A 21380-nucleotide genomic window follows, 5' to 3' on the forward strand; every position below is an offset into this window, starting at 1 on the left:
ATTAATGATTAAAAAATTGAAAATAATAACAATATGCGTTTCGATTATCGGAACGTTTTTAACCCCAATCGCTGGCTTACTTTGGTTGATGATGCTTTTTGTCTTGCTTGATACAGCTTTTGGAATATATGCCAGCATTAAATTAGAAGGATTAAAATCTTTCAAATCTCATAAACTTTTCAATATCGTAGTGAAGTTATTTTTTTATCTGATGACGATTATAATGTCATTTCTGATAAACAAACATCTATTAAATGAAACGCTTTTTGGAATCAAATATTTGATACCAAAAGTTGTAACAGCTTTATGGATTTACATTGAAATAAAATCGATTGATGAATCTTCAATAAAGTTAGGAAACAAATCATTCTGGGTCTTATTGAAAGAAATGATTGATAAACTTAAAGGTATAAAATCAGATTTAAACGAACTGATTGAAGATAAAAAAGACAAAAAGGATTAATATTAAAACCACCATGAATTGGTGGTTTTTTATTTTGTTATAATTTGAGACACTCAATTAATCAAAATGGTAAAATACCTATTCTATCATTGACGGTTACATTAATATCCCAAAAGTCAAAATCCATTCTATGTTCACTATGTATTGTTTTGTAAATAGTTTCAGCTTTAGAATCACAAGTTACAAAGCAGTTGATACTTTCTTCAATTGATGCTTGAGCAAACAGTTTTGTATCATTTGGTATAATACTTCTTAATTCAGTGCTGATAGTACCATTTCTTTTGTGTCTAAATACAATTTCAGCAAAACCTCCAGCAAGATGTGCGTGAGTTAAATTGAAGTTTATTATCTGCAAATTTCTTATTGGAATGTCCTCAAAATCTCCTCTTACACAATACTCAGCAACAGAAATTGTAGATATCTTCATTATTATTTTTTCTCTCAAAAAATATTGAAAATAGTCCAATGCATTTTGATGTAAATCGCTGGTGTCATCTAAAAGTTTAATTAAAAAACAAGTATCAATTAGTACAGCTTTAAGCATCATAGCCTCCTCTCATTTCATCAAGCCATTTATCACTATCAAAGCCCTGCCATTTTGGTGTCGCATTTTTTATACAGGATTTGAGATAGTCTTCATCATAATTTGAATCATATTGTACTAGTTCCAAAAACACGATTGATGATTTGTCTATTTCACCTGTACTTGCATGCTGTTTTGTCTTAATTCTTGCACCGAAATTTCGATAAAGAGGATTACCATCTAATTCTTTAATTACATCTTTAGATACTTGTATAGTTAGTGCGCCATATTCTAATGTATCCAAATGCAAATTTGGTTTAGTTTTACCACCAGCATCTGTAAGTTCTCCATATACATATAGTTCGGTCTCTACAAAATAATCCTTTGTTATAACAAATTTGGTTTGAGGGTTTATTTCTAATATTACAGAATCAGATTCCGAAGAACTTATTTCAAATGTATAATTTTTTTGATATGCTACTTTTTGTATTACCTCTATAGCCTTCGCAGTTTGTGGTTCTAAATGCTCGGTGGATTGTGCTTCTTGTACGCTAGCAAAGATTGCAGTAGATGATATAACTGCCTGTATAGTAGTTTTAAATTTATTCAATACAGAACCTTCACCCAATTCATATGTTATGAGGGGGCGGTTTTTTTGATTAGGGTACAATATATCTTCAATGTTAGCCAATAGACTAACAATTTCTTTTATATCATAGTTAGACGGAGATAATTTATTCCCTTTCGTCTCACCTAATACACGTATAACTAGTGTACCTGTATTTTCCATTTACTAGCAATTATACAACAAAATTTTGTTTTGAAGTAAAAATGGAATTACTTTTTTAAAAACTCTTATTTCGAAGTCTATTTTTTTGTGCTTTACAAACAACCGTAACAATAGTATTATTCTATTATAAAGACAATAATATGAATGAAGGAATAGAAAAGAGGTTAGCTGGCAGACCTTTTAAAATGCAAGAATGGGTCGCTGAATTAGTGAATATTTTGAATGAAGAAGACATACTTTTTTTATCAGATAAAGACCTTGTATTTCTAGTAAATCGAAGACTTCCAGAAGAAAATCAAATATCAACATCAACTTTTGAAAAATGGAAGTCTGGGAAATATGCCCCAAATGAGGAAGTCGGAAAAGAATTTGTGGCGTGTATAAATCTAGCATTAATAAGACAGAAGCAATTGCTATCAAAAAAGATGATGGAAGATAACAATGGCCAGTGGACAAGGTACGCTTGGATTATGGAACGTAAGTTCACGGAATGGAATCTTAAACACATCTCTGAAAACATCAATAGAAACGAACAATCTACGGTAATTAATATTCAGGCTGGTACTGAAGAGCAAAGAAAACTAATTGATAATCTTATTAATGCTGATTTCGAAGAAGTAAAACCAATTCAATTACCAAAACCAAAAGAAGTTAAATCATTAACCGATAACGAAAAAGAAGATGAATTGCCGTTTTAATGATTACACCAACAACTGCTTTTACAAAAATAGCAGCACTTCAAAAACCAATCCGTTGCATTCAAGGTGGAACGTCAGCAGGTAAAACATATTCAATATTACATTACTTAATTCTTTATGCACTTAAACGTGATGTATTGATAAGTGTTGTTGCAGAATCGATTCCAGTTCTTAAACGTGGGGCTTACAAAGACTTTCAAGATATTATTACTAAAATGGGTCTGTATGATGAAAAGTTTCACAATAAAACAGATAGAACCTATCAACTAAATGACTCAACATTTGAATTCTTTTCTGCTGATGATTCAACAAAATTACGTGGTTCACGTCGTGATATTCTATTTATAAATGAAGCGAATAATATTTCATTTGAAGCATTTCAGGAATTAAATATTAGAACCAAAAAATTCACATTTCTCGACTACAATCCAACCGCACCATTTTACGCACACACTGATTTAATTGGTCAAGATAATGTCGATTTTTTAATTGTAACCTACAAAGACAATGAATTTTTAGATATTAAAATTGTAACAGAAATTGAAACTTGGAAAGAGAAAGCATCTACTTCTGAATATTTTGCAAACCGTTGGAAAGTAATGGGATTAGGTCAGCTTGGTATCCAATCTGGTGCAATCATTACTGATTGGACAGAAATTGATTCAGTTCCTTTAAATGCTGAATTACTTGGTTCAGGGCTTGATTTTGGTTTTACAAATGACCCAACAGCGTTGGTTAGCGTTTATCGCTATAATGGAGAAATAATAATTGATGAAGTCGTTTATCAAAAAGGATTATTAAACAGTCAGTTGGCTTCTCTCATCAAGTCAAGTGAAGCAAAGAATACAGTAATCTATGCGGATTCGGCCGAACCAAAATCAATTGCTGAATTGAAGTATTACGGTTTAAAGGTTCTACCAGTCATGAAAGGAAAAGACTCAATCAATTACGGTCTGCAACTTATTCAAGAACAAAATTTACGAGTTACTTCCAGAAGCCTAAACTTAATTAAGGAGTTTCAAAATTATACTTGGATGAAGGACAAAGAAGGAAATTCAACATCTGTTCCAATTGATACTTATAACCACATAATAGATGCATTAAGATATTTCTTCTTAATGAAGTTTAGCAAAAAAAGCACACACTTTAATTTGAAATATTCGAAATGGAAAAGATAATCAATTATAAAATTAAGGACTTCTTTCAACTTCAGGATGAAAGTCTTGTCTATGACTATTTGATGATTTTAGATTTATTAAATCCATTAAAGGAAATCAAAAACCCTAACTATAAATGGTATAAAAAGACATCTGAAAAAAACTCTAAGACTATTAAAATAATTGCTGTTCGAGAAATGTCTTTTGAAGACGTTACAAACATCAGAGAAAACTTTAATCAACCATCGATATTTACCATGATTGATTCAGTTAAAATAATTACTGGGTTAAAAGATAAAGACATATTGAACTTTACAATCACACAATTCTATGGTATTATTTCCTATATGAAAAGTGAGTTAATCGAGATAAATAATATGGAAACTAACGAACTATTTGATGATTCATTTGATGTAATTGTTGAAGCTGTTAATGCTAAGCAAAGGATGGGAAAGTTCGGGGTTTTAAACGTTCTGGATTCACTAGCAAATGGAAATCTTCTTCAATGGGAAGCAATAGAAAAATTACCATATATGACTGTTTTTACAAAGTTACGTATGGATAACGAAAAAAATAAGATTCAGTCTGAAATTGCTGAATTGCAAAAGAATAAACAAGCTAAAAATTAATGTATGACATTTTAAAAAACATTGCTAGTGATAATGATTGGGTCTTTGAATACGCACCTTCTGATTATCAAAACTTATATAATAAAGCTACTACCGAAAAAGTTCATTTGTTTATCGACCCCATTACAATTGAAAGTAGATTTTCCGATTCTGGAAATGAAACGCAGACCTTCTCAGGATATTTTATGTTACTCTTTTCATCTGATGTTGATGAAGAGTACACAACCAAATATGAAACTTATATAAAGCCTTTAATTACTACAAGCACACAAGCAATCAAAGATTCTTTATTGTGTTCTGATTTGCAAATAAACAAGTTCCAATCGACTGAGGTAATCAACAGATTTGATTTTAACCTTGACGGTATTCTGGTCAATTATAACATCACATTAATTGATTAAGAATGAATATCGAAGATGAAAATCAACGTATTTTGATTGAAGAGATGGAAGCGATTAAAGCCGATATACTGGCAGTTTATAACGCTTCAGGCAAAAGAACTTCAGGTGAGTTTGAAAACGGCTTAGAACTAAAGTACGAACCAAATAAAGCAACTCTTTTTGGTTATGAATATTTAGCTGGCCGTAGAGCTGGGAAGATGCCGCCAATTGAAGCGATTGAAAAATGGCTAGAGCAAAAAGGGATTAAGCCAATTGAATCTACCATGAAGATTTCAACACTTGCTTATTTGATTGCTCGAAAAATTGCTAAAGAAGGAACACGGAAAGAATCGCAACTACAGATTTATAAGCAGGTTATTACACCGCAGAGAATACAAGACATAATGACAAAAATTTCTCAAATAAATGTTCAATTATTTGTTTGGGAGCTTAACCAGATGTTAGGCAGTTTAGAAGAAAACCAATGATAAATTTTACAAAACAACCGTTAACAATAAATCCAGCCTACAATGATTCAATTATAGAATATTCCTCAACACTTACGGGCGTAACATATTCAAATATTTATGTTGGAACTAACGTATTTAAAACTTATCCAATCGGTGGTATATTCACATATAACTTAAAACCAATCGTATCTGTTCTTATAAATGAAAATCAATTTAAAGATTCAATATTACCTGACTTTACAGCGGCTTATGTATATGAAGACAATACGCTAAACTACAATTTGCAACCAGTTATTCGTGTGTACAATAATAGCACATACGAAGAAACTATTCCAAGCTGGCAGTTTATTAAGTCGGTTGAACAATTAATTGGATATCGTGAAAAATCTGAGGTAGAAAAATCGATTAGAGTCCTATTGCCAACGAATAATAAAACGGATTATTTTCTGCCGTACTTCGAAGGATATCCGACAGATTTTGCCATTTACGGCATTCCAGAAGGTGCAACATATTATTTTAGAAATATTACAACAATCAGTCAATCACCAACTTTTACAGGCGAAACATTCGGAACTCAGCGAGTTTATTTATCGGATGGTGGAAAGAATGAATATGCTTCAAATTTTCTGGGATTGTCTACTACAGAAAACCTTGTTGAATTGTGGGTGAATGGAAGTTTTAATTCAAACATCACCATTAAAAGAAATAATTCACGAAGCGGTGTTTACCTAAAATGGTTTAATAATTCGGGTTCATATAGCTATTGGTTGTTTGACCCAGTTTATACTGAAACAATCCAAACAAAGACACTTGATGATTTAAATGGTGGATGGGATAATTTGCAGAATGTGAGCGCAACAAGTCGCATTGCTGGAAAATCTGCAAGCAAGACCCTTAAAGTTTCAACTCGATACACTTCACAAGAGAAAGAATATATCACTTCAATCTTAACCAGTCCTATGGTTGAAATGTATGTATCTGATAAACCATTTAATAAAACAGATATAAACAAATTTATTGGGGTTACTATCAATGATGGTTCAACAACAAATACTAATAAATCCACAAATAATAAAATGGATTTGACAATAACATTACCAGCTATTTATACCCAAACATTATAATGTCATTAATTGAAAGAGAAAGACTTTTTATAAACGAAGTTGAAATTGAGCTTGCAACTGATGAAAGTGCGTTTGCCCGAACACTTCAGGTAAATGATTTGGTTAACATTGAAAACCGTCAGACTAATTTCACAAAGAATATCAAAGTACCAAAAACACCAAAGAATATTCAAACTTTTGACTGGCTTGGTGTATCAGGGAATGTCTCACAGTTCCCTTATCAAAAGAACACTGCGAAGTATTTGATTGGCAATGAGTTTTTAATCTATGATGGTTGGGCATTAGTTAACCAAACCGATGGTTTCTATAACATCAGTATCTATGACGGGGCAATTGATTTGTATAAGGCGATTGAAAATATAACTCTTGCTAATTTATCAATTGATGAAATTGACCACACTAAAAATATTGAAAATGTTATTGCATCATTTGGTGATGATTTGCAGTACAAATATATCGTAGCAGATTATAATGGACAATCACAATATTCATCAAATGGTGGTACGATGAACGATACAGTAAACATCGATTATTTAGTTCCGTCAACCAAGATTGGGTATCTGTTGGATAAAACATTTGAATATGCAAATGCGACTTATGACGGTAGCATATTTGATACAGATGATTTTAAAAACACATACATTTCTTATCTAAGAAAAAATGATGGAACTGAGGTAAATCAAGTAATTTACAATGGTTCGGGTGAACACTATTCTTATGGTGGTGCTATACAGCCAAATATTGTAAGTGTTAAACATAACGTAACAAGCGGTGTTACAGGTGGCGGTTCATTCGATGCTGATACAATCGGATTCACAGTTGATTCTTCAGGTATTTATGAAGTATCATATTTCTGGTCAATCTTTGCAGACGTTGATTCAGGCAGTTATTTCTATCAAAATCAAAGACTACTTCCAAAAGTGTTAGTCAATGACACATTCTATTATCCACTTTCTTTTAGTGATAGTGAGACAAGCGGAAGTACGCAAGTTCCAATGAATGCTGGTGATACGTTAAAAATAGTTGCCACGACTACACTTGGAAATATTGTATATCCTCTACGGTTCGGAATTAGTGACTGGCTGATACCAATACCATTGTGGTTTCACCTTCAATACAAGTTTGTATCAACAAGTTCTGAAACTTCCAGAAAGGCATTAGGTGAATTCAAAGTAAAAGAGTTTCTAAATGAAATACTTTGGAAGTATGGATTGACTATGTATAAAGATAAGTATAGAAATCATTACACATTCAAAAACTTATCCGAGATAATAAACGAAAACAATACTATTGATTGGTCAGATAAATTCCAATCCGTAAGTAGTGAATCATATTTATACGGCACTTATGCGCAGTCGAATCAATTAGCACTTAAATATAATTCGGATAATGTTAACTATGATGACGGTTATATCACGGTGAATAATAAAAATTTAAATGATTCGAAAGTAGTTATTCAATCCAAGGTTTATGCTAAAGAAGAAGACAAAACTTCTAATCTGGGATACGAGTCAAATTTATACAAGTATTGGGATAAGGAGATTAACGATGAAGGTGAAGTAAATTATAAATCTTTATCGAGTAGGTTTTATTGGATGACATACACTAATAAAAATTATCCTGCTGGAAAATGGTTTGGTTCACAGTCACAAGCAACAAGAGCAAAAGCTTATGTAGTTCCAGAAGAATCAACTACTAATCAATCATTTAATTACACTGTAAGCAAATACTATAGTGAGTTCAATAAAATTCTGGACAATGCTAAGATTGTTACAGCTAATGTATGGCTGACTTACCTTGATGTGATTGATTTTGATTTTAGCAAATTGTATTTCATAAAACAGTTAGGTGCATATTTCTTAGTAAATAAAATCATCAACTTTCAACTAAATAAAAGTACAAGCGTCGAATTAATTCAAATTGATAATCCACTAAGTAGTACAGGAGTTCAACCACCTGCACCATTAAATGCAACAGCAGTAACGCCTTATCAAGATAGTAGTGGCTTTTACTTAACATATGAAATACTGATAGAAGACGGATATACCCAACTTGAATTGGAAGCAACCTTTATGCGAATCAATGGTACTATGACAACCATTGAGAATATTACCAATGTCGGAAACCTGTACAAATTTAGAACTGGTAGAGTTGCAACAACTGCTACTGGTGGAGGGATTTTATTAGATGCAACAAGATTTAATTTCTTCAATGTCTATAATAAGATAATGTCAAGCGGTGCTGTACTTTATTTTTCACCAAGTCAGGTCAGCTCAAACGCACCAAAAGAAATACTTCTTGAATCAATCTACGAGTAAGGAACACAAACAATAACATAAAAAGATAATACTATGAATTAGAATGGCAAACCAAGTAGAGGTTCTACAATTGGATATCAATACATCAGCACTGATTGCTAAAATGACAGCAACACGTGCTGAGATTGATAAAATTAAACAATCCCAAAAAGAATTAACCGCAACAAATCAGCAGTCAACTGACGCATTCACAAAGAATGAAGTTGAACTTAAAAGACTGCAAACTCTGTACGGACAACAAAAGAATGTTGTCACGCAATTAACCACTTCAACAAACGCATTTGCAAATGGCACTGAGGCTTTAACTGAAGCTATTGATAAAGAAATTGTATCCATCGATGCCGCAACTGAAAACAATAAACAGTTAAAGGCAATCAGAAATCAGTTGAACACTTCCACTGAAGAAGGTGCTGAAGCATTGGCGGCCTTAAACAAAAAGATTGATGAAAACACTGCATACATAAAATCAAATGTCAGTGCGGCCGAGCAACAAAAAATGGCGATTGGTGACTATAAAAACCAAATCAAAGAAGCTTTTGCTGAACTTAATATATTCAATGGTGGTCTAGGTGGTTTCATGGAGAAATCCAAAGAAGCAGGTGGTGTTGCTCCAATGCTTAAAGGTGCGTTCGGAACAATCACAACAGCAATTGGTGGAATGATTAAAGCATCATTAGCTTTTATTGCAACCCCATTAGGTGCGGCCATTGCGGCAATAGCAATTGTAGTTGGGTTAGTTGTTGGAGCATTTAAGTTTATGACTGGTGCAATGAATTCAACAGAAGAAGGTTCACAAAAATTAGCTAGAGTTACCGCAACTGTTTCAGGTGTATTCAAAGCACTTTATAAGTTAGTGAAACCATTAGGTGAGTTTATGGGTAACGCTTTCATTGCATACTTTGATGCGGCCGTTAAGATAATTGAGAAAACGGCCAAAGGTGTTTCAACCGCTTTAAAGTTTTTAGGGTTTAAAGATGCGGCCGCTAGTGTTGATGGCTTTACCAACTCAGTTAAACAAGGAGCAAAAGCAGCGGCCGATTTATCAATTGCCACATCTAAACTACAAGTAGAAGAACGTAAGGCACAAAAGATTCAATTAGATTACCAGAAGCAGGCAGAGAAATTAAGACAGCTTAGGGATGATGAAAGCAAATCAATTCCAGAAAGAATGAAAGCGAACGAAGCTTTGGCGACAACTTTAAAAAAACAAAGTGCTGAGGAAATGAAGATTGCTAATCTAAGATTGAAAGTGGCTGACTTAACAATTGCATCTGAAGGTAAAACAACTGAAGCATTAAATCTTAGAGCTGAAGCATTAACTGGTATATCAGATATTCAAGAACGTATCACAGGCCAAGAATCTGAACAGTTGGCCAACTTGAATTCACTTAGAAAAGAAGCGGCCGATAAAGCAAAAGAGAATGCTGATAAAGCAACAGCGGCTAGACAAGCGGCATCTGATAAAGTAATTCAAAAGAACCAAGAAGAACTTGAACTTTATATTGCTTCAGAAGGGGAGAGAAAGAAAACAATGTCAGAACAATTGGCATATGAAACAACCTTAAAAGATAAAAGACTTGCAAATCTTGAAGCAGAATATAAAGCTGGAAAAATTTCAAAAACGAAATATGAAACCGATAAGTTAAATATCACAAATGAATTTGCGAAGATGCAAGTTGATATAGCAATCGCTAATGCTGATAAGGAACTTGAAATATTTCTTGCCACTAATCAAACCAAACTAGATGCTAGTAAGTTCCTGAACGATACATTATATCAACAGGAACTTGACCGTTTAAATAAGATTAGCGAAGCAGAAGCATCAGCACAAACAGTTCGTTTGCAGAATGGTGTTATCAATGCAGAAGAATATGCACTTGCCATTAAAGCAATTGATGATAAATATGCGGCCGATAAGAAAGCTGTTGAACTTCAAAAAGAAGAAGAGGATAAAGCAAAGAAAGAACTTGATTTACAGAATAAGATTATAGCTGATGGTGAAGCATTCGCATTTGATTTAGAACTTCAAACACAACAGGAACAAATTCGTTATGAAGCAGAGCTTGCATCAGCCGAAAAAACTGGTGCTGACACTGATTTAATTAAACAGAAGCATGCTACAATTCAAAAAGGAATTGAAAGAAGTGTTCAAGAAAATAAACTTCAATTAGCATCAGATACACTTGGAAATCTTGCAACAATCTTAGGTAAGGAATCTAAAGCTGGTAAAGCAATGGCAGTTGCACAAGCAACAATGGACACCTATAAAGCGGCAACCAGTGCATATTCTGCAATGTCTGGTATTCCAATTGTAGGTCCTGTATTGGGAGCAATTGCGGCTGGTGCGGCCGTTGCGGCAGGTATCGCAAACGTGAAAAAGATTACATCAACAAAAGAAGCAAGTGTTCCAACACGTGCTGAAGGTGGAGCAATACCAACACTAAGAAACGGTTTAATCAATAACGGTTCAAACGTAGTTCCTTTATCAAATGGTGATGATACACTTGCTTATGTTAAACAAGGTGAGGTTATTTTAAACCAAGAACAACAAGCACGAGCAGGTGGTCACAGGTTCTTTCAATCAATCGGAGTGCCAGGATTTGCAAACGGTGGTTACGTTGGTTCGCCAAGCTATTCACAAGCCAATGCAAGTTATTCAATCGACTACGAAAAGCTAGCCAATTCAATAGCAAAAGCCAATTCAACATTGCCAGCACCAGTTGTGAATGTAACTGATATAACATCGCAACAGAATAGGGTTCAGGTAATAGAAAACTACGCTAACCTTCAATAATAAAACAACCTTCAGTACCTAAAAAATATTGAAGGTTTTTTAGTTTTAATCTGTCCTTTTTGATTTTCTAAGGTATTTATATGTAAACAAATATATGAACCACGAAAAACAAATTATTAACAAAAAGTATTATCAAGACTTATCAAAATTTGATATTCTCACCAATCATGAAATAAAAGATTTATACATCTTAATTAATCAAAATGATAAAACAGCATTCAATAAAATAATTACATCCAATCTAAAATTGGTTGTCCATTTTGCAAAACAATATAAATCAATTCTACAAAAATCCGATGCAATTGAATTAGATGATTTAATAAGCGAGGGAAACATTGGTTTAATGGAAGCAGCCAGAAGATATAACTCCGATTTTAATGTAAAGTTTTCATACTATGCAAGTTTCTGGATTAAGAGAGCAATAACCGAGTTTATCATAAAAGCTGGTAGTACAATTAGAAGTCCACATAATAAAATAATGTCTGATAATAAAATAGCAAAGGCTGTAAATGAATTATATCAAAAGAACCAATACGAAGTGTTCGAAAATGATATTGAAGCCTTAAATCAATTCTCTACATCTGAAATTAATCATTACTTTTTTTCAAAACCAAACACAGTTAGAATTGAAGATGAAACCAATATAAATTGTCCATTTGATATTGAAGAATCAGATATTGATGAAAAGAAAAACAAACTGAAGCATTATATGGAATATTTGAATCCACAAGAAAGAAAGGTCATTAGAATGCTTTATAACTATGGGAGTGAACAAGATGAATCTATGACCACTCAGCAAGTAAGTGAAGAACTTAATCTAACCAGACAAAGGATAAACGAAATAAAATTAAATGCTTTAAAAAAACTAAAAGAAAAAACAACATCAACTAAAAAGATGAACAGATACGAATTATTAAAAAAAAACGAAACAATGACATTTCAATTCGTAAAGAATGGAATCTTGTCTTCAATGATATTAAGAGATATTGAAATATACGAAGCCTACAATGCAATTGATGATGATATAACCAAAGAATTAAGATACATTATACTTGGCGAAAAATACGAATTGTCAGTTAAGAGAATTGAACAAATCATATACAATATGAACAATAATATTAAATAGGTTAAATATTCTCATACGGTGTAATGATAGCTTTATACAATCCTATAGTGGGATTCTTTCCATAAATTATTAATGCATCATACTCAATGTCCAATTGGTGCTTTTTTAATTGAAATGAAATTGGAAATATACCTGTATCAATATTGGCACTTACTATTATTTCAACTTCTCGTTTCGAAGAATCAAAAGTTATCAAAGCTTCGCAGTCAATATAGGTTTCGTGTTGCTTTGTTTTAATATCGAAATTACAAGTGAAATTCTGAGTTAAATCATTTGTTTTAATGAACTCCTTTAGAAAATCCAGATTTCTTATTAACCGATTGCCAAACATACCACTGTGATTTGAATAGTATGATAAATTTACAAATTACTTTTATAAGTCTTTTCTTAAATTTAATAATATTATTACGGCATATACAAAAAGCGGTTCATGATGTTAGTTGAAAGTAGTTCAAAAGTATAGAAATGCGTGCATAAAAGTCGATTCCAGCCAGATTTCACATTTAGAGATAAAAAAACCACCTTTAAGGTGGTTAATTTCTTACTGTAGCTTAGTACCGAAAAGCTTTTTGATTCGCTTCATATTTTTTTCACGAAGTTCAGCGTGCAAGTTCTCTTTATCAAAATATTCATCAGCCATTTGAACAATTTCATCAAGTGTTACACCTGATGCAGCAGCTAATTTTCGTGCTTCTTTTGCTCGGTCTTCATCCATTTTGTGGCCACCAAATATTTTGTCAGCAGTTCCAAACCAGCCACCAATTCTTCTATTTATTTCTTCTAATGCTTCACTGTGCGTCATATCCTGTTTTATTAGTTAGTGTATAAATATAGTAATTTGTTTACAAATAAAATTGTATTCAAATTAGACCCTATTCAATGAATACACTATCAGGCTAATAGATTCACTGATTAATTATTTTTAATTGTATTCAAAAATAAGTATACTTTAATTTGGATACAAATAATATTTAATCGTATCTTTGAATAGTTCAAAAAAGGAACACAAGTTAATTGACATATTGAGATTACCACCAAATAAAAAAGCGGTACTACTAATACCGCTTAATTTATTAGCACCAAATTCTTTCGAATCTAATACATATAACTATGGCAAATTTAAATAAAAGATTTGAGAATATCGAAGAATTGGTTCAACGTGAATTCGACGTTGATGAAACTCTAAAACTGCTTCAACTAAACCAGAATGTTTTTTGGAGTTGGGGCGTTGAGAAAGTACTTAGAGTTAAGAACAAAGGTTTGTTCTTATTGGTTAACGGACATCATCATAAAGGATGGGTCTTTATCGTGTTAGCTTGGAATGATACATACAGTTATTATCTTATAGAAGATGTTAAGAGTATCAAGAAAGAAGTTACCGATGTTTATTTTGATGAACTTCAGAATAGATTGGATAAGGACATTGAATACATTGAAGATTATAAATAATATATAACCTGAAAGAATTGGGTGCTGAGGTGGTTTTCTTAATATACTAAACAAATGCACTATGAAAAAAGCACGATATGTCAGGGTTTCCAGCGGTACACAAAATACCATCAGGCAAACGATTAAACAACACCCAGATGAGCAGGTCTTTATTGATGTTATAAGCGGTGCTGTTGCATTCAATGACCGACCGCAAGCACAACTATTGATTGAAGCAATTGAAGCTGGTACGGTCGATTATTTGACTGTAGAGTCTATAGACAGAATTGGTCGTGATGCGTTCAATATCCAGAGCACAATTCAATACCTCAATTCTAAAAGTGTTAATCTAAAAGTGGAAAATTTAGGAATAGAATCGTTTGCTAATAATAAACCGAATCCAATTTTCAAGATGATAGCAGATGTGTTGGCCAACGTGGCCGAACTCACCAGAAACAACATTAGGGAATCCCAAGCACAAGGTATAGCGGTGGCAGTTGCGCAAGGAAAATTTCGTGGCAGGGTTAAAGGAACGACTACATCAGATAAGGACTTTCTGAAGAAGTATGATAACGTTGTGAAAGAATTAAAAGCTGGTGTTAATTCTTTGCGAAAGATTGCTAAACTAACGGATACGTCTTTATCAACGGTAACAAGGGTTAAAACTATTTTAGATAAAAATGAAAAAGGTATCAATTAAGATACCTTTCTCTATTAATCTATAGCAAAACTAATATCATTGACATATTGCTGAAAACCTCCATTACGAGCTTTTAAACCATTGTAGGCCATTTTATTCGTGAATGTATAATCTTCATAAGCCTTACTATTAATGTACTTCTTAACATTTGTTAGAATATCTTGGTACATATCATTCACTATATTTTCACAATGTTCTTGCGTCAAACTTTCGTCTCGATTCGGAATGTAGGTAATAAGAAGTACAGCTAAACCATCTTCAACTCTTTGTTTGACCACTTCTTTATCCGTGGCAAATGTAACGGTAAATTTTTTATCGTTTATTGTTATATTTTCTTCTTGCATACTTTTATTTTATTGATGAACAACAATTAATAAATTGAATTCCAATTTCTGTTACTGAATAATATACGGGCGAATTTTCTTCTTCACTAAACATAAATCCTTCATTTATAATTCGGTCTATTAATCCGAGTCTTTTTAAATTTGAGATTTGTATTTCACTAATTCTGAAAGATGTAGACCTGATTCCTTTTTTAAGTTGAATTCTATCTAACTCGATTGCTTCACTCGCTGATAATTGATTTAAAATGAAAGGAAATATTGATGATTCATAATGCTGATTTGCATCACTAAATTTTACTATAAGATTCGACCATTTTTTCTGTAAGGTCTCATCCTCTTCAAGTGATGAAAATTCTAAGAGTGGAATAAGCGTTTTAAGATTAATATGTTTTATTGATAGATTATTTTCCTCAGCAATCCTCTTTGCATCTGAAAATATTTTTATCTGGTTTCTTAATCTTCTGGTTCGTATCTTATCAGATAACAGCAGTCCAGCTTCTTCTAATGAAGAACCAGCAAGTTTTTCAATAAATCCAGCGATTAAGTCAATTCCTTTTTCAATTGCTGTTGAAGTGATATCAAACTTTGTATTTTCCATATCTTACTTTTGGTTAAACTGAATGTTAGTCTTGTAAAGTTAATGGAATTAAAGTCGCCAGTGCTGTTGAAATGACTATTATTATTAACGTATTTTGTTTATAAACGTAAAACAACTCTTTATACGTGTCCGATAAAAAATATTAAATTAGCAAAAACATTTAATCGTATATGAGTATTGAACCCAAATTACTTGAAATAAGAAAAATTGCAAGAGAACGTGGCAAGTATGTTATGGGTAAATTATTTGACGATTATCTCACAGGATACTTTGATAAAATTAGAATTCCATCATGCTCGTTTTGCGGTGCAGAAGAAAATCTCACCAAGGAACATATAATACCTAAATGGGTCTTTGAAAGTAATCCAAAAACCTCTTTCAAATCTGATGTGAACCAACTTGACCAATCTTACATTAAAGCTACAATTCCCTTATGTGGAAAATGTAATTCCGAATTATTTAATGCTATAGAACGAGAAGTTCAAAAAATCATTTCAGAGGTAGATTTAAAGAAAAGATATTATAGTCCAGAAGAATGGTTAATTATAATTCGATGGTTGGAAATTATTGATTTTAAATTTCAAGTATGGGATTTGCGGACTGATTTCAAAAGACATAAGAAAGCAGAATTTATACCATTTTTATCTATTTTTTCAATTGCATTTATGCGTGATGGGTCGGTAAGAACGGTTACAACAAAAGCAAGAATGGCACGTAAAAGAATTGCTACAAAGGATAAGACAAAGAATATTTCATCATTAATTGTGGGAACAACAAAGAACAAATCGTTTAATTATTTTCATACATCTAACGAATTCATTTTCTTGGAAATTCCCTTGCATAATAAATGCTTTTTTTACTTCTATCATAGAGAATTTAAAAGCGATACCCAGGCAAAAAGAGCAGCAATGAAGATTATAAAATCTGCATTTTCTGACGATAAGAGTGAAAATCCAACTACTTAATCGGGTACTGCCATACAACAACTGAAAAAATAAATTGTACAAATTATAATAATAAAAAAACAACATAAGATGAGTAATTTTAATACAGAATGTGAACAAGTAGTTGACGATTTTATAATGTCTTTTGATAAGATTAAGGGAAGTAATTTAAATCGCATACAACTATCAAACGAATATACAGCCCTAATAAATGATGTAACTGGTAAACTAGGAAATATAGCAATTAAACACTCAATACAGGATGGTAACTTTGGCGTTTTATATATAGCAACATTTGCATATTCAAGTAGATGTCAACGTTACCTCGAACAAAATATTTAATAATAAATAGCACTTTTCAATATTTAAAGATATTAAATATTTGATAGTCAGATATTTAATAAGTGGTATTTCTTTGCTATATTTTTATAATGTTATGACCTCCGGCAGCAGCAATTTCCATACAGCGTTTTATACTTTCCTGCCCACGAACATCAGAGAAATCAAATTCAGGAAAATCCAGCATTTTATAAAATTCTTCTCGCGTGTCAATTATAGTCGGTTCAAGAGTTCCCTTTCCTGCAAAAAAGTCAATTACTTCTTGTAGTTTTTCAACTCCATAAACATCTAAACCAGTAACTATAGCAGCTTCTTTTACATTTTGAATTGGAAGAAAGAAACCTTTATATCCTTCTTCTTTTGCTTTTATTGCGATAGGCAGTGCACCGCGAATGGGTTGTAAACTTCCGTCGAGAGAAAGTTCTCCCATAATAATATACTTCTCAATTTCTGGAGCTTTTATCTGATCTGATGCAACCAAAATCCCCATCGCTAGAGGCAAATCATAGGCAGAACCTTCTTTTCGCAAATCGGCTGGAGCCATATTGATGGTGATTTTTTTCCCTGGCAAACTCAATCCGTTATTTTTAAGCGCGGCGGCAATTCTATAACTGCTTTCTTTTATTGCATTGTCTGGCAATCCAACTAAATGATAACCAATCCCTTTATCCATATGCACTTCGACTGTAATAGTCGTTGCTTCTACTCCAAAAACAGCACTCCCGTAAATTTTTACTAACATAAAATCCTTTCATTAAATATTTTTAAAACTACTAAAATTAATTTTATTTAACAGTTAAAATATTACAAATAAATCCAAATTAAAAAAGACCTAAAGTCACTAAAAATCAAAAAAGCCTTATTTTATAAAGATAAAATCAGTATTTATGCTTATCTTGCGAAAATATCATCGACAATCTATCGATACATTCGATTTCTAATTCTTGAAATCTTACTGCAATTAATTTTGCTTCTTTACATCTGCTGAAAATTTACAATCGGCACAAATAATCTAAAAATTTAAACAATGGAATTTAAATTAATCAATCCAATTACTGGACCGGACGAGACATATACACCAGAAATCATTACTGCATTTTTGTACACGCATTTAGAACAATATGGTGACGAAAAAGAGGACATTCTAAAAGCTATAACTCATGCAATGAATCCTGAAAAAGGTGGAAATATAATTGTTGGACTAGAAAATGAGAAAATAGTTGGAACTGTAGTTTTAAACAATACCGGAATGAAAGATTTTCATCCTGAGAATCTTCTGGTTTACATTGCGGTCGATAACTCGCAAAGAGGAAAAGGATATGGAAAAAAACTAATGGAAAAAGCCATTGCTGTCGCAGATGGAAATCTCGCGCTACACGTTGAACCAGATAATCCGGCTAAAGCTTTATACGAAAAACTCGGGTTTACAAATAAGTATCTCGAAATGCGATTAATTAAATAATCGCAAATTCATTAATTCAATAAAAAACAAAGCCTAATGGCATTTATAAAATTATACCGTAAAAAACTAAAAGAGAACTACACTTTTCTGAATTCACTTTTTGAATCCAAAAATATTCAATGGGGAGTTGTATCGAAACTTTTATGTGGAAACAAAATTTATCTTAAAGAAATCATTTCACTCGGTGTCAAAGAAATACATGATTCTAGAGTTAGTAATTTAAAAAAAATCAAGTCGCTTGATCCTACTATACAAACTGTTTACATAAAACCTCCCGCGAAACGAAGTATTCCAAACATTGTAAAATATGCTGATGTAAGTTTTAATACCGAAATTTATACTATCCAAATGCTTTCGGACGAGGCTAAAAAGCAAAACAAGATTCATAAAATCATTATTATGATTGAAATGGGTGATTTGCGAGAAGGTGTCATGGGCGAAGATTTAATCGAATTTTATGGCGCTATAATAAGTATGTCAAATATTGAGATTCTAGGAATTGGCACTAACCTAAATTGTTTAAGTGGTGTAATGCCGACGCAAGACAAACTGATTCAATTAAGTTTATACAAGCAACTTATTGAAGCTAAATTTAATATTACAATTCCTTGGGTTTCTGGTGGAACTTCTGTTGCAATACCTTTATTACTTAAAAATGCCAGACCAATGGCTGTTAATCATTTTAGAATTGGTGAAGCTTTATTTTTTGGAAAAGATTTATTTACAGGAGAAACTATTTCGGGAATGCACAATGACGTTTTTAAACTTTTTGCCGAAGTAATTGAAATTACCGAAAAACCAGATATTCCAACGGGCGAACTTGGAGAAAATGTTGCAGGAAACACTTTCTCGATGAATGATACTGAGGATCTGGGAGGAACTTCATTAAGAGCTATTCTGGATATTGGATTATTAGATATGCAACCTCAATATTTAGAAGCGGTTGACAACGAAATTACAATTGTAGATGCCAGCTCTGATATGCTTGTTATTGATATTTCGAGCTCAACAAAAAAATATAAAGTTGGAGATCTGGTTTCCTTCAATATTAAATATATGGGCGCTTTGTATTTATTAAGTTCTAACTATATCGAAAAGAATATAGAATAGATCTATTATTTAGGCGTCTAGTCCAATTTGGGTTTTAAACTTATCTTTCTTTTTTTCAAGCCGAAATTATTTTGATACGATATGATCAAAATGGTTTCGGCTTGATTTCTTCAAATCTCCTCATACAACTCTACACTTTCTCCCGATTTAAATCCTTGAATTTTAATATCTAAAAATATTAAAAAGCTTTAATATATTTCATGTTTAAATCAAATATGACGATTTTAAACAAAAAATACCAATATTCACAAGTAAAACGCCATCTAAAAAATAGGAAAATTACTCGATTTCATAATTAGCTTGAAAAAATCGTTGCCAAATCGTAAATTTTAAGTTCATTTTAACAAATACACGCAAAATACAAGGGGTTAAATTTTAAAATTAACAAAAATTAAACACATCACTCTATTTTTTATAGGGGTGTCGAATGATTTTATACTTTTATAAAAAATTTAAAACTAAATAACTATGCGAAAAATTATTTTAAGTGTGATTCTTATCACTATTTTGGTACTAACCTTTATATCAAACTTTATCTTAACAGATAATCCTATTCCGGCAGAAGCTGTAAAGTTTGACACAGGAGATACAGCTTGGATGATCGTAGCAACTGCATTTGTATTGCTTATGACTCCAGGATTAGGGTTTTTCTATGGAGGAATGGTAGGTAAGAAAAACGTTATCAGTACTATGCTACAAAGTTTTATGGCAATGGTAATTGTTACTATCTTATGGGTTGTTGTTGCTTTCGGATTAGCTTTTGGCCCTACTATTGGAGGAATCATTGGAGACCCTACTTCAAATTTATTCTTTCAAGGTGTTGGTACTAATACTGCATGGAGTCTTGCTCCAACAATACCTTTTATGTTATTCGCATTATTTCAAGCAAAATTTGCCATCATTACACCTGCATTAATCACTGGTGCATTTGCAGAGCGTGTACGTTTCTGGGCTTATTTGTTATTCATGGTTTTATTTATCATCTTTATATATTCGCCTTTAGCACACATGACTTGGCATCCAGAAGGAATCTTCTTTAAAATGGGAGTATTAGACTTCGCTGGAGGAACAGTTGTACATATGAGTGCAGGTTGGGCTGCATTGGCCGGAGCGATATTCTTAGGAAAAAGAAAAATTCAAAAAGTAAATCCTGCTAGAATTACTTATGTATTATTAGGAACAGGTTTACTATGGTTTGGATGGTTTGGTTTCAATGCAGGTTCTGCATTAGGAGCAAACGGCTTAGCAGTTCAAGCTTTAGGAACTACAACTGTAGCGGCTGCAGCGGCTGCAATGGCATGGGTTTTCCTTGATAAAATTTTAGGACACAAATTATCTGCACTAGGAGCATGTATTGGAGCTGTTGTAGGTCTGGTTGCTATTACTCCTGCAGCTGGTTTCGTTAGTATTCCACATGCAATTTTCATCGGAGCGTTTTCTGCAATTGTAAGTAACCTTGTAGTAAGCAAATTCCCTAAAGGAAAAATTGATGATGCATTAGATGTTTTTGCTTGCCACGGTGTTGGTGGTATGGTAGGAATGTTATTAACTGGTGTTTTTGCATCAAAAGCAATCAACCCTGCTGTTGGAGATAATCAAGGTTTAATTTTTGGAACTCCAACTTTATTCATTAACCAATTAACTGCTTTAGTAGTTGTTTCGATCTTTGCTTTTGTTGGATCATATATTTTATTCTTTGTTGTAAATAAAATTACTCCACTAAGAGTTACTGAAGAAAAAGAAGAATTAGGTTTAGATATTTCTCAACACGGAGAATTCTTATAAGAAGACATTAAAACCAAAAACCAACCAATTACAATCAACCAAAAAAAAGCACTCTTATTTTAAGAGTGCTTTTTGCTTTATTGAATTAACCTTTTAATTGTAGATTTCAGACTTCAGATTGTAGAATAAAGAGTAAAGAACATAGAGTATAAACGCATTCTCTTTACTCTTTACTCTTTACTCTTTACTCTTTACTCT

General features: G+C 32.3%; 23 protein-coding genes and 1 pseudogene. 17 read left to right on the forward strand and 7 right to left on the reverse strand.

Translation table 11 applies throughout. The features are described from left to right. Positions 1–16 precede the first annotated feature (16 nt). Positions 17–463, forward strand: a complete 447-nt coding sequence (locus IW18_RS20410) for a phage holin family protein (RefSeq protein WP_165587345.1) — start codon at positions 17–19, stop codon at positions 461–463. A gap of 61 nt (positions 464–524) precedes the next feature. Here IW18_RS20410 and IW18_RS20415 read toward each other — a convergent pair whose 3' ends face one another. Continuing rightward, on the reverse strand, positions 525–1010 hold the full coding sequence (locus IW18_RS20415) for a hypothetical protein (protein WP_052480254.1): 486 nt from the start codon (positions 1008–1010) through the stop codon (positions 525–527). Next, positions 1000–1776, reverse strand: a complete 777-nt coding sequence (locus tag IW18_RS20420) for a hypothetical protein (RefSeq protein ID WP_041520024.1) — start codon at positions 1774–1776, stop codon at positions 1000–1002. The genes IW18_RS20415 and IW18_RS20420 overlap by 11 nt, the downstream gene beginning before the upstream one ends. Before the next feature lie 185 nt (positions 1777–1961). On the opposite strand from IW18_RS20420, the gene IW18_RS20425 reads away from it, so the two are divergent. From IW18_RS20425 to IW18_RS20465, 9 genes are all read left to right on the forward strand, one after another. Beyond that, positions 1962–2474: a hypothetical protein gene (locus IW18_RS20425; RefSeq protein ID WP_123902581.1), complete on the forward strand. Its 513-nt coding sequence runs from the start codon at positions 1962–1964 to the stop codon at positions 2472–2474. After that, a complete protein-coding gene (locus IW18_RS20430) occupies positions 2474–3652 on the forward strand; it encodes a PBSX family phage terminase large subunit (protein WP_052480255.1) in 1179 nt (392 codons plus the stop codon). Before IW18_RS20425 ends, IW18_RS20430 begins: the two co-directional genes overlap by 1 nt. Next, positions 3640–4260, forward strand: coding sequence for a hypothetical protein (locus IW18_RS20435; RefSeq protein WP_041520026.1), 621 nt, complete (start codon positions 3640–3642; stop codon positions 4258–4260). The genes IW18_RS20430 and IW18_RS20435 overlap by 13 nt, the downstream gene beginning before the upstream one ends. Continuing rightward, a complete protein-coding gene (locus IW18_RS20440; protein ID WP_041520027.1) occupies positions 4260–4661 on the forward strand; it encodes a hypothetical protein in 402 nt (133 codons plus the stop codon). Before IW18_RS20435 ends, IW18_RS20440 begins: the two co-directional genes overlap by 1 nt. 2 nt (positions 4662–4663) lie before the next feature. After that, positions 4664–5128 (forward strand): hypothetical protein, encoded by a 465-nt coding sequence (locus IW18_RS20445; RefSeq protein ID WP_052480256.1) that lies wholly within the window; start codon positions 4664–4666, stop codon positions 5126–5128. Next, a complete protein-coding gene (locus tag IW18_RS20450; protein WP_041520028.1) occupies positions 5125–6234 on the forward strand; it encodes a hypothetical protein in 1110 nt (369 codons plus the stop codon). Before IW18_RS20445 ends, IW18_RS20450 begins: the two co-directional genes overlap by 4 nt. Next, on the forward strand, positions 6234–8552 hold the full coding sequence (locus tag IW18_RS20455; protein WP_041520029.1) for a hypothetical protein: 2319 nt from the start codon (positions 6234–6236) through the stop codon (positions 8550–8552). The genes IW18_RS20450 and IW18_RS20455 overlap by 1 nt, the downstream gene beginning before the upstream one ends. Positions 8553–8655: 103 nt before the next feature. Then, positions 8656–11346 carry a hypothetical protein gene (locus IW18_RS20460; RefSeq protein ID WP_123902583.1) on the forward strand — a complete coding sequence of 897 codons (2691 nt, stop codon included), beginning with the start codon at positions 8656–8658 and terminating at the stop codon, positions 11344–11346. A gap of 94 nt (positions 11347–11440) precedes the next feature. Continuing rightward, on the forward strand, positions 11441–12472 hold the full coding sequence (locus IW18_RS20465) for a sigma-70 family RNA polymerase sigma factor (RefSeq protein WP_041520031.1): 1032 nt from the start codon (positions 11441–11443) through the stop codon (positions 12470–12472). A 1-nt stretch (position 12473) separates the two neighbouring features. Here IW18_RS20465 and IW18_RS20470 read toward each other — a convergent pair whose 3' ends face one another. Both IW18_RS20470 and IW18_RS20475 read right to left on the reverse strand, forming a co-directional pair. Beyond that, on the reverse strand, positions 12474–12803 hold the full coding sequence (locus IW18_RS20470) for a hypothetical protein (RefSeq protein ID WP_041520032.1): 330 nt from the start codon (positions 12801–12803) through the stop codon (positions 12474–12476). 210 nt (positions 12804–13013) lie between these two features. Continuing rightward, positions 13014–13274 (reverse strand): hypothetical protein, encoded by a 261-nt coding sequence (locus IW18_RS20475; protein ID WP_041520033.1) that lies wholly within the window; start codon positions 13272–13274, stop codon positions 13014–13016. 308 nt (positions 13275–13582) lie between these two features. Between IW18_RS20475 and IW18_RS20480 the strand changes: the two genes are divergently transcribed. Continuing rightward, positions 13583–13921 (forward strand): hypothetical protein, encoded by a 339-nt coding sequence (locus IW18_RS20480; protein WP_041520034.1) that lies wholly within the window; start codon positions 13583–13585, stop codon positions 13919–13921. Positions 13922–13982: 61 nt separating this feature from the next. Then, positions 13983–14600 carry a recombinase family protein gene (locus tag IW18_RS20485; protein ID WP_041520036.1) on the forward strand — a complete coding sequence of 206 codons (618 nt, stop codon included), beginning with the start codon at positions 13983–13985 and terminating at the stop codon, positions 14598–14600. Between the two features lie 14 nt (positions 14601–14614). On the opposite strand, the gene IW18_RS20490 is transcribed toward IW18_RS20485, so the two are convergent. Both IW18_RS20490 and IW18_RS20495 read right to left on the reverse strand, forming a co-directional pair. After that, positions 14615–14944 carry a hypothetical protein gene (locus tag IW18_RS20490; protein ID WP_041520037.1) on the reverse strand — a complete coding sequence of 110 codons (330 nt, stop codon included), beginning with the start codon at positions 14942–14944 and terminating at the stop codon, positions 14615–14617. Between the two features lie 4 nt (positions 14945–14948). Next, complete coding sequence (locus IW18_RS20495; RefSeq protein WP_052480257.1) at positions 14949–15542, reverse strand: Abi-alpha family protein; 594 nt, start codon at positions 15540–15542, stop codon at positions 14949–14951. Positions 15543–15712: 170 nt separating this feature from the next. Between IW18_RS20495 and IW18_RS20500 the strand changes: the two genes are divergently transcribed. Both IW18_RS20500 and IW18_RS20505 read left to right on the forward strand, forming a co-directional pair. Then, positions 15713–16507 carry a hypothetical protein gene (locus IW18_RS20500; protein WP_052480258.1) on the forward strand — a complete coding sequence of 265 codons (795 nt, stop codon included), beginning with the start codon at positions 15713–15715 and terminating at the stop codon, positions 16505–16507. A gap of 69 nt (positions 16508–16576) precedes the next feature. Continuing rightward, positions 16577–16828, forward strand: a complete 252-nt coding sequence (locus IW18_RS20505; RefSeq protein ID WP_041520038.1) for a hypothetical protein — start codon at positions 16577–16579, stop codon at positions 16826–16828. Positions 16829–16907: 79 nt separating this feature from the next. Here IW18_RS20505 and IW18_RS20510 read toward each other — a convergent pair. After that, positions 16908–17567, reverse strand: a pseudogene (locus IW18_RS20510) (magnesium chelatase domain-containing protein); the annotation flags it as partial. A gap of 285 nt (positions 17568–17852) precedes the next feature. On the opposite strand from IW18_RS20510, the gene IW18_RS20515 reads away from it, so the two are divergent. The 3 genes from IW18_RS20515 (at position 17853) to IW18_RS20525 (ending at position 21182) form a co-directional block, all read left to right on the forward strand. Further along, on the forward strand, positions 17853–18287 hold the full coding sequence (locus IW18_RS20515) for a GNAT family N-acetyltransferase (RefSeq protein WP_041520039.1): 435 nt from the start codon (positions 17853–17855) through the stop codon (positions 18285–18287). Positions 18288–18323: 36 nt separating this feature from the next. Further along, positions 18324–19397, forward strand: a complete 1074-nt coding sequence (locus tag IW18_RS20520; RefSeq protein WP_041520040.1) for an alanine/ornithine racemase family PLP-dependent enzyme — start codon at positions 18324–18326, stop codon at positions 19395–19397. Positions 19398–19865: 468 nt separating this feature from the next. Further along, entirely contained in the window at positions 19866–21182 is a 1317-nt protein-coding gene (locus IW18_RS20525) for an ammonium transporter (RefSeq protein ID WP_041520042.1), read from the forward strand. Positions 21183–21380 lie beyond the last annotated feature (198 nt).

Source organism: Flavobacterium hibernum, assembly GCF_000832125.1.
Taxonomy (GTDB): domain Bacteria; phylum Bacteroidota; class Bacteroidia; order Flavobacteriales; family Flavobacteriaceae; genus Flavobacterium; species Flavobacterium hibernum.